At 72.1% G+C, this 12392-nt stretch carries 11 protein-coding genes; 8 read left to right on the top strand and 3 right to left on the bottom strand.

Going from position 1 to position 12392, the window contains the following annotated elements; genetic code table 11:
* Positions 1–203 precede the first annotated feature (203 nt).
* Together ACWEPL_RS52375 and ACWEPL_RS52370 are read right to left on the bottom strand one after the other, a co-directional pair.
* Positions 204–578, bottom strand: a complete 375-nt coding sequence (locus tag ACWEPL_RS52375; RefSeq protein WP_452440854.1) for a DoxX family protein — start codon at positions 576–578, stop codon at positions 204–206.
* Between the two features lie 76 nt (positions 579–654).
* The gene (locus tag ACWEPL_RS52370) at positions 655–1524 is read right to left on the bottom strand and encodes an RNA polymerase sigma-70 factor (RefSeq protein WP_452440853.1); all 870 of its coding nucleotides are present in this window, start codon (positions 1522–1524) and stop codon (positions 655–657) included.
* Positions 1525–1635: 111 nt separating this feature from the next.
* Here ACWEPL_RS52370 and ACWEPL_RS52365 point away from each other — a divergent pair, with 111 nt between their 5' ends.
* The 4 genes from ACWEPL_RS52365 to boxB all read left to right on the top strand — a co-directional run bounded on the left by ACWEPL_RS52365 (position 1636) and on the right by boxB (position 6879).
* The gene (locus ACWEPL_RS52365) at positions 1636–2838 is read left to right on the top strand and encodes an alginate lyase family protein (protein WP_449892752.1); all 1203 of its coding nucleotides are present in this window, start codon (positions 1636–1638) and stop codon (positions 2836–2838) included.
* A gap of 139 nt (positions 2839–2977) precedes the next feature.
* Positions 2978–3835 carry a 3-hydroxyacyl-CoA dehydrogenase family protein gene (locus ACWEPL_RS52360; protein ID WP_452440852.1) on the top strand — a complete coding sequence of 286 codons (858 nt, stop codon included), beginning with the start codon at positions 2978–2980 and terminating at the stop codon, positions 3833–3835.
* Positions 3832–5373, top strand: a complete 1542-nt coding sequence (gene paaZ / locus ACWEPL_RS52355) for a phenylacetic acid degradation bifunctional protein PaaZ (protein WP_452440851.1) — start codon at positions 3832–3834, stop codon at positions 5371–5373. Before ACWEPL_RS52360 ends, paaZ begins: the two co-directional genes overlap by 4 nt.
* Positions 5374–5400: 27 nt before the next feature.
* Positions 5401–6879 carry a benzoyl-CoA 2,3-epoxidase subunit BoxB gene (boxB, locus tag ACWEPL_RS52350; protein WP_452440850.1) on the top strand — a complete coding sequence of 493 codons (1479 nt, stop codon included), beginning with the start codon at positions 5401–5403 and terminating at the stop codon, positions 6877–6879.
* Here the strand turns inward: boxB and ACWEPL_RS52345 are convergent.
* A complete protein-coding gene (locus ACWEPL_RS52345; protein ID WP_452440848.1) occupies positions 6876–7763 on the bottom strand; it encodes a PaaX family transcriptional regulator in 888 nt (295 codons plus the stop codon). The genes boxB and ACWEPL_RS52345 overlap by 4 nt on opposite strands.
* 121 nt (positions 7764–7884) lie before the next feature.
* On the opposite strand from ACWEPL_RS52345, the gene boxC reads away from it, so the two are divergent.
* Genes boxC through fdxA form a run of 4 tightly spaced genes read left to right on the top strand, consistent with a single transcriptional unit; the run spans position 7885 to position 12387 of the window.
* Positions 7885–9534 carry a 2,3-epoxybenzoyl-CoA dihydrolase gene (boxC, locus tag ACWEPL_RS52340; protein ID WP_452440847.1) on the top strand — a complete coding sequence of 550 codons (1650 nt, stop codon included), beginning with the start codon at positions 7885–7887 and terminating at the stop codon, positions 9532–9534.
* A 2-nt stretch (positions 9535–9536) separates the two neighbouring features.
* Positions 9537–11075: a benzoate-CoA ligase family protein gene (locus ACWEPL_RS52335; protein ID WP_363964802.1), complete on the top strand. Its 1539-nt coding sequence runs from the start codon at positions 9537–9539 to the stop codon at positions 11073–11075.
* On the top strand, positions 11072–12043 hold the full coding sequence (locus tag ACWEPL_RS52330) for an NAD(P)/FAD-dependent oxidoreductase (protein WP_363964804.1): 972 nt from the start codon (positions 11072–11074) through the stop codon (positions 12041–12043). Before ACWEPL_RS52335 ends, ACWEPL_RS52330 begins: the two co-directional genes overlap by 4 nt.
* Positions 12044–12057: 14 nt before the next feature.
* Positions 12058–12387, top strand: coding sequence for a ferredoxin (fdxA, locus tag ACWEPL_RS52325; RefSeq protein ID WP_350738204.1), 330 nt, complete (start codon positions 12058–12060; stop codon positions 12385–12387).
* Positions 12388–12392 lie beyond the last annotated feature (5 nt).

Here is a 12392-nt window from a genome sequence, read left to right as displayed (position 1 = left end):
GCCGTCCGCGCCTCCGAGCGGGCGGCGGCCGGTGGCGGGCTCCTGGCGAAAGTCCTGGCCCGGCTCGCGAGCCGCCGGCCGAACCAGGAGTAGCCCGTAACGAGGACGGCACGCCGCAGCCAGGAGTAGCCCGTTACTCGCCTTCCAGGAGCTCTACGACGGGCGGCTGGCCACTCTGCCCGGCGTCCAGCGGCTCAGCGTGGTCACCCGAGCCCGTGGTAGGCCAGGTTCACGGCCAGAGCGGCCACCGCCAGCGAGAAGAACACGGCCCACGCGCCGAAGTGATAGTCGCGGGCCCGCAGGTGGGCGGCGAACGCCCCGAGGAAGTACAGCACCAGGCCGGCGGCGGCGAGCGTGCCCAGCGCCGGCACGGCGAACCCGGCCGGCAGCCCCACCGCGCCCGCCCCCAGCAGCAGCCCCAACGGGAGCGTCCAGGACCGGGGGACGCGCATGATGTCCGCCTGGCGCTTCGGATAGTCGTGGCCGATGAGGTTGGCGACGGCGGCCAGGCCGATGATCGCCGAGGCGAGGAGGGTGATGGCGAGGTAGGCGGCGAACACGAAGGTCTCCTTCTCCATGAGGGCGACGGCAGGTCGATCGCCTCACGGACGGGACAGCGCCCCGGAGAGTGACAACGTGCTCATGTGACTTAGGTCATGGCGCCACGCCGCCGAGCTTCTCCGGGTTGCTGACCACGTGCACCGTCTTGATCACTCCGTCCAGCAGGTGCAACGTGATCGCCAGGACCGGCGTGCGCCCCGAGCGGACGACGATCCCCGGACCGCCGTTGACCTGGAGCACCTGAGCGTGCGAGTCGCCGGGCATGCGCCTGGAGAGGATGACGATCGCGCGGGCCACGTACTCGTGTCCGTGGATCGCCTTGCGGGGTGCGCCGGTGAGGCCGCCGCCGTCGCTCACCATCGTCACGTCCGGTGCCAGCACCTCCAGCAGGGCTTCCAGGTCGCCGCCGAGGCAGGCGGCCAGGAACCGCTCGGTGGCCTGCTGCCTGGTCGCCGGGTCGGCGTCGTAGCGGTGGCGCCGTTCCTCGACGGCCTTCCTGGCGCGGTGCGCGATCTGCCGCACCGCCGCGTGGTTGCGCCCGACGAAGTGCGCTATCTCGGCGTGGTTGTAGCCGAAGGCCTCGCTCAGCACGAACACCGCGCGCTCCGTCGGCGACAGGACCTCCAGCACGAGCAGCATCGCGGTCGACACCGAGTCGGAGAGCACCACGTCCTCGGCGACATCCGGGAGGGTGAGCATCGGCTCGGGCAGCCACGGCCCGACGTAGGACTCGCGCCGTACGCGTGCGCTGCGCAGCCGGTCGATCGCCAGCCGGGTGGCCACCCGCACCAGATAGCCTTCGGCGTCCGCGACGGTGGCCACGTCGACGCGGCTCCAGCGCAGCCAGGCGTCCTGCACCACGTCCTCGGCCTCGGTGACGCTGCCCAGCACCCGGTACGCCACGGCGTGCAGCAGACCCCGGTGCTCGGTGAACTTCCGCTCGGCCTCAGGCATTCGCGTCATGAGAAGGGCTTACCAGGGACACAAGCGGGCCGCATCACTTGTCAAGGTTCGGTGTCAGGGCTACGATCACACCGACCTTTAGGAAACTTTCCTAAATAAGGAGTGGGGTCCGTGGTCCGTCCCCGTCGTCGCGGGATCCTGTCGTCGCTCGCCATCGCCCTGGCGATCCCCCTGATCACCGCCGTCCTGTCCCCGCCCGCCGCCGTGGCCCGGACGGCGCCGGCCGCCTTCGCGCATCCCGGCGTGCTCGTCAGCAAGGCCCAGCTCGACTTCGTCCGCACCAAGGTCAACGCCGGGGCCCAGCCGTGGAAGGGCGCCTACGACCAGATGATCGCGAGTCCGCTCGCGTCGTTGTCGCGGACCCCGAAGCCGCGGGCCGTCGTGGAGTGCGGCCCGTACTCCAACCCCAACAACGGCTGCACGGACGAGCGCCAGGACGCGCTGGCCGCCTACACCGACGCGCTGGCCTGGTACATCTCCGGGGACAGCCGGTACGCGCAGAAGGCGATCCAGATCATGGACGCCTGGTCCGCCGTGATCACCGACCACACCAACAGCAACGCGCCGCTCCAGACCGGTTGGGCGGGATCGTCCTGGCCCAGGGCGGCCGAGATCATCCGCTACACCTACACCGGGTGGTCCGCCACGGGCGTCAACCGCTTCACGACCATGCTCCGTGACGTCTACCTTCCCGAGATCATCAACGGCAGCGCCCGCACGAACGGCAACTGGGAGCTGACGATGATGGACGCGACGATCGGGATCGCGGTGTTCCTGCAGGACAAGGCGGCCTACGACAAGGCCGTGAGCACGTTCCGGGCCCGCGTGCCCGCCTACATCTACCTCACCACCGACGGCGCCTTCCCCAAGGGCCCGGCGGGCAGCGGCATCGACACCCGGGCCGAGGTCGTCGACTACTGGCAGGGCCAGGACACCTTCGTCGACGGGCTCTCCCAGGAGACGTGCCGCGACTTCACCCACACCGGGTACGGCCTGGCGTCGATCGCGCACATCGCCGAGACGGCCCGGATCCAGGGCCAGGACCTCTACCCCGAGATCGCCGACCGGCTGCGGCACGCGCTCGGCCTGCACGCCAAGTACCAGCTCGGCACGGCCGTGCCGGCGTGGCTGTGCGGCGGGAGCCTCACCCTGGGCCTCGGGCCGGTCACCGAGGTCGGCTTCAACGCCCTGCACAACCGCATGGGCATCGCGATGAGCAACACGCAGGCCCTCACCGAACAGCAGCGCCCGGCGGGCACCAACAACCTCTTCGTCGCCTGGGAGACCCTCACTCACGCCGGCAATCCGAACTAGGCCAGACATAAATCTGCTACATCAGTCTTTCGCAGCGCCATGAAACTGTGGCAAGTTGAGTACCTGTGAGCGTACGGGGCATGACCGCATCCAGCGCGTCCGCGCCCCGCGCCCAGGAGCTCGCCACAGGAGGACTGCGATGACCCAGACGTTGCCGGAGCGGTGCGGGGTGGTGGGCGGCGGGCGCATGGGCGCCGGCATCGCCCACGCCCTGCTCCTCGCGGGCTGCCACGTCACGCTGGTGGAGCGCGACGGCGAGGCCGCGGCCGCCGCGCGGGACCGGGTGGCGCGGGCGGTCGAGGGCAGCGCGAAGCGCGGCCTGATCGAGGACGCCGGCGCGCCGATGGCCCGCCTCACCACGGTGACGGAGCCCGCCCGGCTGGCCGCGGCCGGGCTGGTGATCGAGGCGGTGCCCGAGGACGTCGACCTCAAGCTCGTCACGCTGCGCGCCGCCGAGGACGCGGTCGGGCCGGAGGTCGTGATCGCCTCCAACACCAGCAGCATCTCGCTCGACACGCTCGCCCAGGCGCTCGCCCGCCCCGAGCGCTTCCTCGGGCTGCACTTCTTCAACCCCGTCCCGGCCAGCAGGCTCGTCGAGGTGGTGATCGCGACCGCCACCGACCCGGCCCTGCGGGAGCGGGCCGTGGCGTGGGTCGAGGCCATCGGCAAGGTGGCCGTGGTCGTCCGCGACTCGCCCGGCTTCGCCAGCAGCAGGCTAGGCGTCGCCCTCGGGCTGGAGGCGATCCGCATGGTCGAGTCCGGCGTCGCCTCGGCCGAGGACATCGACGCCGCGATGACGCTCGGCTACGGTCACCCGACCGGGCCGCTGCGCCTGACCGACCTCGTCGGCCTGGACGTCCGGCTGGGCATCGCCCGCTACCTCGAACGCGAGCTGGGCCCCCGTTTCACCCCGCCCGACCTGCTCGTCCGGCTCGTCGAGCAGGGCCACCTGGGGCGCAAGAGCGGCAAGGGCTTCTACGACTGGAGCGAGTCGTGAGCACGCTGGAGAGCTACCTCGAAGGGGCCTGGCGCGCCGGAGGAGGCGAAGGCGTCCCGGTCGCCGACGCCGTGACCGGCGAGATCGTCACCCGGGTCAGCGGCGAGGGGCTCGACCTCGCCGCCGCGGTGGCGTACGCCCGAGGCACCGGCCTGGCCGCGCTCGGCGAGCTGACCTTCCCGCAGCGCGCCGCCGCGCTCAAGGCCGCGGCCCTGACGTTGCAGGAGCGCAGGCAGGAGCTGTACGAGCTGTCCGCGCGGGCCGGGGCCACCCGGCGGGACGCGCAGGTGGACGTGGACGGCGGCATCGGCACGGCCCTCGTGTACGCGAGCCTGGCCCGCGAGGGCCTGCCCGACCACACGCTCATCGTCGAGGACGACCCGATCCCGCTGGGCAAGAACGGCACGTTCGCGGGCCGCCACGTCCTCACCACCCCGCGCGGCCTCTCCCTGCAGATCAACGCGTTCAACTTCCCGGTCTGGGGCATGCTGGAGAAGCTCGCGCCCGCGCTGCTCGCCGGGCTGCCTGCGATCGTCAAGCCCGCCACCCCGACCGCCTACATCGCCGCGCAGGCCGTGCGGATCATCGCGGACGCGCTGCCGCCGGGCGCGATCCAGCTCGTGGCGGGCAGCGTACCCGGGCTGTTCGACCTGCTCGGCGGGCAGGATCACATCGGCTTCACCGGCTCGGCGGCCACGGCCGCCCTGCTGCGGTCCGACCCGGCTGTTACCCGCCGCTCGGCCCGCTTCAACGCCGAGGCCGACTCGCTGAACTGCTCGGTGCTCGGCCCGGACGCGGTGCCGGGGGAGCCGGAGTTCGACCTGTTCGCCGACGCCCTGGTGACCGAGATGACGGTCAAGGCGGGGCAGAAGTGTACGGCGATCCGGCGCGCGTTCGTCCCCGCCCAGCTCATCGACGCGATGGCGGAGGCGATCGCGGCCAGGCTGGCGAAGGTCGTCGTGGGCGCCCCCGGCGCCGAAGGCGTGACCATGGGTGCTCTGGTCGGGCAGGCCCAGCGCAGGGACGTCCGGGCCGCGGTCGCGCGGCTCGCGTCGGCCGGCACGGTGGTCTTCGGTGACGCGCAGACGGTGGAGGTGGTCGGCGCGGACCCCGAGCGCGGCGCGTTCCTGTCGCCGCTGCTCCTGCGCGTGGACGACACCGTCCATCCGGAGCCGCACGAGATCGAGGCCTTCGGGCCGGTGAGCACGCTCATGCCCTACAGCGGGGTCGCCGAGCTGAACGCGCTGATCGCCCGCGGCGAGGGTTCGCTGGCCGGCTCGGTGGTGTCGTACGACGCGGACTTCGTCCGGAAGGTCGTGCTCGGCGCCGCCGCGCACCACGGCCGCCTGCTGGTGCTCGACCGCGACAGCGCGGGGGAGTCCACCGGGCACGGCACGCCCATGCCCCAGCTCGTCCACGGCGGCCCCGGCCGGGCGGGCGGCGGCGAGGAGGAGGGCGGCCTGCGCGCCGTCCACGCCCACCTCCAGCGGACCGCCCTCCAGGGCAGCCCGGCGACACTCGACTCCATCCTGAAGTAACGACAAACAAGCGTAGAGAGAGCAGCGATGAGCACCGACTCCCGTACCGGCGCCGCCCCCCTGCCCAGCGGCCCGCTCAGCCGCGTGGACTACAGCGAGCGCATCCCCAACAACGTCGACCTCGCGGGCGACCGCCGCCTGCAGCGGGCGCTGGAGGGCTGGCAGCCGAAGTTCCTGGACTGGTGGAAGCAGCTCGGCCCGGCCCTGCCGACCAAGGACGTCTACCTGCGCACGGCGGTGGCCGTCGGCCGCGACGGCTGGGCGCACTTCGACCACGTCCCCATGGAGGAGTACCGCTGGGGGATCTTCCTGGCCGAGCGCGACCCCGACCGCAAGGTCAACTTCGGCAAGCACAAGGGCGAGCCCGCCTGGCAGGAGGTGCCCGGTGAGCACCGGGCCGACCTGATGCGGCTGATCGTCGTGCAGGGCGACACCGAGCCCGCCAGCGTCGAGCAGCAGCGCGTCCTCGGCAACACCGCTCCCAGCATCTACGACCTGCGCAACCTCTTCCAGGTCAACGTGGAGGAGGGCCGTCACCTGTGGGCCATGGTCTACCTGCTGCACGCCTACTTCGGCAGGGAGGGCCGCGAGGAGGCCGAGCAGCTGCTCAAGCGCAACTCCGGCGACCTGGACTCGCCGCGCATCCTGGGCGCGTTCAACGAGGAGACCACCGACTGGCTGCAGTTCTTCATGTTCACGTACTTCACCGACCGTGACGGCAAGTACCAGCTCGGCACGCTCAAGGAGTCGGCGTTCGACCCGCTGGCGCGCACGTGTGAGTTCATGCTCAAGGAGGAGGCCCACCACATGTTCGTGGGCACCACGGGCGTGCAGCGGGTGCTGGAGCGCACGGCCGAGCTGATGAAGGAGCACGGCACGGCCGACGTCCTGCCGTACGGCGGCATCCCGCTGGACATCATCCAGAAGTACCTGAACTTCCAGTTCTCGGTCTCGATGGACCTGTTCGGCTCCGAGCAGTCGACCAACGCCGGCAACTACTTCACCTCCGGGCTGAAGGGCCGCTGGATGGAGACCCGGCGCAAGGACGACCACGTGCTGCTGGAGGCCACCCGCGAGCTGAGTTACGTCGAGGACGGCCAGATCAGGAGCAGGACGGTGCCGATGCTCAGCGCGCTCAACCTGGATCTGCGCGACGAGTACGTGGCCGACTGCGCCAACGGCGTGCGCCGCTGGAACCAGGCCCTGGAGGACGCCGGGCTGGACGAGCGGCTGTACCTGCCGCACGAGGGCTTCAACCGCAAGGTCGGCGTCTACGCCGGTCACCACGTGACCCCGCACGGCGAGGTCCTCGACGAGGCCGCCTGGCAGGCCCGCGCCCACGGGTGGCTGCCCACCCCCGAGGACCGCGAGCAGGTCGCCGCCCTCATGATCCCCGAGTACGAGTACGGCAAGTTCGCCGGCTGGATCGCCCCGCCGAAGACCGGCATCAACGACCAGCCGGTCGAGTTCGACTACGTGCACCTGGCCGACGAGGGACTCCTCTAGTGCCGGGCGGCGGCCTCTTCGTCCATGAGGTCCCATTCGGCCTGCGCGCGCCGGTGCCAGCGGTTGTGCAGGTCGTGGAAGACGGCCGCCGCCCGGGGCCCCGGCCAGGCGTGGTCGAGCAGCTCGGCCGGCAGGTCGGGGTCGAGGAACGGGAAGCGGCGCCACTCCTGGATGAGCAGCACCTGGTTGACGAACGCCTCCCGGCCGGAGGCGACCGCGCGGCCCTCGAACTGCTCGATGAAGCTCACGTAGCGCTTCTCCACGTCGTCGAGGTCCCACGCGGCCGAGATCAGCTTGGCGGTGTCGCCGATGCCCGCCGACGGCCCGGTCCAGGCGTAGGCCCGGTCGGTCAGGTCCAGCTCGCGGATGACCTCGCGTACCGCGGCCTCCTTGGAGGCGTCGGGGATCACCCAGAGCGCGGGGGAGGGAGAGCCGAGCCCGAGCCAGGTCAGCTTGGTGCGCAGCCGGTGCCGGAGCTGGCGCTGGGTCTCGGGCACGCCGGCGGTGAGCACAAGCCAGCGGCCGTCCCACTGGTGGGGGGCGCGCATGAAGCCGTAGATGCGCTCGGTGCCCTCGCGCAGCAGCCGGTCGCCGGCCTCGGTCAGCCTCCAGCGCACCTTGCGGCCGTGCCGCTCGGACTCCAGCAGCTCCTCGGCGGCGGTGCGGGCCAGGGCCTGGCGCGCGGACTTCTCCTCCACGCCGAGCGCGCCGAGCGCGGCCACCAGCGTGCCCGTCCACACCTCGCCCCCGCGCGGCAGGACGAACTCGCCCAGGACCGTCAGCAGCGTCGACCGCGCGCTGGCGGACGCCTTCTCGCGCGGGCGCTCCGCGGACTCGGCCGGCACGGTTGCCCTCCCGTCGTTCGACACGCTCGTGACGCGCATTCTGCCAGGTCGGGCACCCTCGCGGATGCGCATCCAAGCAGAAGCACTACAAACACTTGACGCTACTCATGATAGACGTCGAATATTAGGACCAAGGTCCCACGCCCTCCCGGAGCACGCATTGACTGTCACCTTCGCGACCTCCCCAGACCGCTACCGCCACTGGACTCTCGCGGTGGACGGGGCGGTGGCCACCGTCACGCTCCGAGTGGACGAGCACGGCGGCCTCGTCCCCGGCTACGAGCTGAAGATGAACTCCTACGACCTCGGCGTCGACATCGAGCTGTACGACGTCGTCCAGCGCCTGCGCTTCGAGCATCCCGAGGTCAGGGCGGTCGTGCTCACCGGCGGCCTGGACCGGATGTTCTGCGCCGGAGCCAACATCCGGATGCTGGCCCAGTCCACGCACGCGTGGAAGGTCAACTTCTGCAAGTTCACCAACGAGACCCGCAACGGCATCGAGGACGCCACCGAGCACTCCGGCCAGACCTGGATCGCCGCGCTCAACGGCACCGCCGCCGGCGGCGGCTACGAGCTCGCGCTGGCCTGCGACCAGATCGTCCTGGTCGACGACGGCTCCTCTGCCGTCTCCCTGCCCGAGGTGCCGCTGCTCGGCGTGCTGCCGGGCACCGGCGGCCTGACCCGCGTGGTGGACAAGCGGCACGTGCGCAAGGACCGGGCCGACCTGTTCGCGACAAAGTCCGAGGGCTTCCGCGGCCGCACGGCCATGGAGTGGGGCCTGGTGGACGCCGCCGTGCCGCGCCACTCGTTCGAGGAGGAGGTGACCAGGCGGACGGACGCGGCGGTGGCGGCCTCCGCCCGGCCTTCGACCGCCACGGGGGTGGCCCTGACGCCGCTCGACCGCAAGGACGACGGCGACGCCATCACGTACCCGTACGTGACCGCCCGGATCGACCGGGCCGGCCGCCGGGTCGAGATCACCGTGGACGGCCCGAGCGACACCCCACCCGCCGAACCCGCGGACCAGGGCGCCGGCTACTGGCCGCTCGCCGTGACCCGCGCGCTGGACGACCTGATCCTGCACCTGCGCACCAACGAGCCCGAGCTCGGCATCTGGGTGCTGCGCGCGGCCGGCGACCCCGACCGGGTGCTGGCCTACGACGCCCAGCTCCGCGAGCGGGCCGGGCACTGGTTCGTCAACGAGGTGCGCCACTACTACAAACGCACGCTCAAACGCCTCGACGTCACCAGCCGCAGCCTCATCGCCGTCATCGAGCCGGGCACGGCCTTCGCGGGCCTGCTCGCCGAGCTGGTCCTGGCCGCCGACCGGCAGTACATGCTGGAGGGCGTCTACGAGGACCGCGACGAGGCCGCCGTCCCCGCCACCCTCGTCCTCACCCCGTCCAACGACGGCCTCTTCCCGATGGGCAACGGCCTGTCCCGCCTGCGCTCCCGCTTCTGGGGCAACGACTGGGACCTGGAGGCTGCCCGCGCCCGGTTCGGCGAGCCGCTGGAGGCGGCCGCCGCGATGGAGCTCGGCCTGGTCACCCTCGCCCTGGACGACATCGACTTCGAGGACGAGCTGCGCATCGTGCTGGAGGAACGCGCCTCGCTCTCGCCCGACGCGCTGACCGGCATGGAGGCCAACCACCGCTTCGCCGGCCCGGAGACGCTGGAGACGAAGATCTTCGGCCGCCTCACCGCCTGGCAGAACTGGATCTTCGTCCGGCCCAACGCCTCCGGCCCCGACGGCGCGCTGCGCCGCTACGGCACCGGCCGCAAGGGCGACTACGACCCCAAGAGGGTCTGACCATGACTCTTTTCAACGCCGGGGACTGGCTCGTCCACCGCCACGTCCGCGAGGGGCGCGGGGACCGGGTGGCGGTCCGCGGCGGCGTCACGCTCACGTACGCGCAGCTGTCGGACCTCGTGGCGACCGCCACCGCCGCCCTGCGGGCACTCGGCCTGCGGCGCGACGACCGCGTGGTCTTCGTCACCAGCGACGGCGTCCCCATGTTCGCGGGGATCCTGGCGGCGTTCTGCGGCGGGTTCGTGGCCGTGCCGGTCTCGACCATGCTGGGCGCCAAGGAGCTCGGCGCGATCATCGCCGACTCCGGCGCCGCCGTCGTCGTCGCCGGAGCCGAGTACGCCCCCCAGGTCCAGGAGGCGCTCGCCGCGGCCCCTGAGGTGCGGCACGTGGTGTGGGAGGGCGACCCGCCGCCAGGGAGCACGTCCCTGACATGGGAGGAGCTGCTCCGCGCGGGCGGGGGAGAGCGGCGCGAGCCCGCTCCCACGCTGGAGGACTCCTGGGCCCTGTGGCTCTACACCTCCGGCACCACCGGCGTCCCCAAGGGTGCCATGCACCGGCACGCCAACGTCAGGCACGTCTGCCAGACCTACGGCGACCAGGTGCTCGGCATCCGGCCCGACGACGTCTGCTTCTCCGTCGCGAAGCTGTTCTTCGCCTACGGCATCGGCAACTCGATGTTCTTCCCGCTCTCGGCCGGAGCCGCGACCGTGCTGGAGCCGCGCCGCCCCGCCCCCGCCGTGACCGCCGAACGGATGGCCGCCGACCGCCCGACCCTGTTCTTCGCCGTCCCCACCTTCTACGCCGCGCTGCTGGCCGCCGGCCTGCCCGCCGGCACGTTCGCCTCCGTACGGCTGGGCGCCTCGGCCGGGGAGGCGCTGCCCGCGCCGCTCCAGGAGCGGTTCACCGGCCGCTTCGGCGTCGAGATCATCGACGGCATCGGCTCCACCGAGGCGCTGCACATCTTCCTGTCCAACCGGCCCGGCGACGTGCGCCCCGGCACCACCGGCCGTCCCGTGCCCGGGTACGACATCGAGCTGCGCGACCCCGACGGCCGGCTCGTCGCCGACGGCGAGCCGGGCGCGCTGCACGTGCGCGGCGAGTCCATCGCCCTGGGCTACTGGCGGCGCACCGACGCCAGCCGCGCCGTGTTCGCGGGCCAGTGGCTCAACACCGGCGACACCTACACGCGCTCTGCCGAGGGCTACTACACCTGCCTGGGCCGTAGCAACGACCTGCTCAAGGCGGGCGGCATCTGGGTCTCGCCCGCCGAGGTCGAGAGCCGGCTGCTGGAGCACCCGGCGGTCCTGGAGGCGGCCGTGGTGGGCGTGGCCGACGAGCACGGGCTGGACAAACCGGTCGCCTGCGTCGTCGCCCAGGGGCAGGTCACCGCCGAGGAGCTCGTCCAGTGGTGCCGCGACGGCCTGGCCGCCTTCAAACGGCCCCGCCGGGTGGTCTTCCTCGACCGGCTGCCCAAGACCGCGACCGGCAAGATCCAGCGCTTCCGGGTCCGCGAGCTCCTCGCCGAGGAGGCCCGCGCGTGAACGTCGACGTGCTGATCATCGGCGCCGGTCCCGTGGGCCTGTACGGCGCCTACTACGCCGGGGTCCGCGGCCTGCGCACGGCGGTGGTCGACTCGCTCGGCCAGGTCGGCGGCCAGGTGAGCGCCATGTACCCGGAGAAGCAGATCTACGACATCGCCGGGTTCCCGGCCGTCTCCGGCCGCCGCCTCATCGCCAATCTGGTCGAGCAGGCCGCCCCGTACGAGCCGGCGTACGTGCTCGGGGAGGAGGCCCAGCGGCTCGAACGCGCCCCGAGCGGCCGGCTCGTGGTCAAGACCGGCGCGGGCACCGAGATCACCGCCGGGGCCGTCATCGTGACCGGCGGCATCGGCACCTTCACGCCCCGCCCGCTCCCGGCCGGGGAGGAGTTCCTCGGCCGGGGACTGGCTTACTTCGTGCCCGAGTCCGCGGACTACGCGGGCCGGGACGTCGTCATCGTCGGCGGCGGCGACAGCGCCGTGGACTGGGCCCTCATGCTCCACCCCGTCGCGCGCAGCGTCACGCTGGTCCACCGCCGCGCCGCCTTCCGCGCCCACCACGGCTCCGTGGAACGGCTCACCGCGTCGCCGGTCGAGGTCGTCGTCAACGCCCAGGTCACCGCCGCCCTCGGCGGCGACCGGCTGGAACGCGTCGAGCTCAGCACCGGGCGGGCCCTCCCGTGCCAGCGGCTGGTCGCCGCCCTCGGCTTCACCGCCAACCTCGGCCCGCTGCGCGAGTGGGGCCTCGACCTGCACGACAACCGCCACCTGGTCGTCGACTCCGCGATGCGCACCAACGTGCCCGGCATCTTCGCCGCCGGCGACATCGCCGACCACGACGGCAAGGTCCGGCTGATCGCGGTCGGCTTCGGCGAGGTGGCCACGGCCGTCAACAACGCCGCCGTGCACCTCGACCCCGCCGCCCAGCTCTTCCCGGGGCACTCCACCGACAACCCCGCCCCGGGTCCGTAACCAGGAGATTCACCATGCCGTACGTCATCGCCGAACCCTGCATCGACGTCATGGACAAGTCGTGCGTCGAGGAGTGCCCGGTCGACTGCATCTACGAGGGGGACCGCAAGCTCTACATCAACCCCAAGGAGTGCATCGACTGCGGCGCCTGCGAACCCGTCTGCCCCGTCGAGGCGATCAGCCAGGACCGGCGGGTGGCCGACGAGCACGCGGAGTTCGTCGAGGACAATCGCCGCTTCTTCATCGAGGTGCTGGACGGGCGCGACGCGCCGCTCGGCGCGCCCGGCGGTTCGGGCAGAACCGGCCGGATCGGGGTGGACACCCCCATGGTCGCGGGCAGGTAATGAGC

This window comes from Nonomuraea sp. NPDC004186 (assembly GCF_053603495.1).
The sequence above is the reverse complement of the archived record's forward strand: the minus strand, read 5'-3'. Positions and strand labels throughout refer to the sequence as shown.

Bases quoted from the DNA above. Each gene is read 5' to 3' on its own strand.
- boxB (WP_452440850.1), top strand. From the start codon at position 5,401: ATGAGCACCGACTCCCGTACCGGCGCCGCCCCCCTGCCCAGCGGCCCG.
- ACWEPL_RS52335 (WP_363964802.1), top strand. From the start codon at position 9,537: ATGACTCTTTTCAACGCCGGGGACTGGCTCGTCCACCGCCACGTCCGC.
- ACWEPL_RS52345 (WP_452440848.1), bottom strand. From the start codon at position 7,763: ATGCGCGTCACGAGCGTGTCGAACGACGGGAGGGCAACCGTGCCGGCC.
- ACWEPL_RS52370 (WP_452440853.1), bottom strand. From the start codon at position 1,524: ATGACGCGAATGCCTGAGGCCGAGCGGAAGTTCACCGAGCACCGGGGT.
- ACWEPL_RS52360 (WP_452440852.1), top strand. From the start codon at position 2,978: ATGACCCAGACGTTGCCGGAGCGGTGCGGGGTGGTGGGCGGCGGGCGC.
- fdxA (WP_350738204.1), top strand. From the start codon at position 12,058: ATGCCGTACGTCATCGCCGAACCCTGCATCGACGTCATGGACAAGTCG.
- ACWEPL_RS52375 (WP_452440854.1), bottom strand. From the start codon at position 578: ATGGAGAAGGAGACCTTCGTGTTCGCCGCCTACCTCGCCATCACCCTC.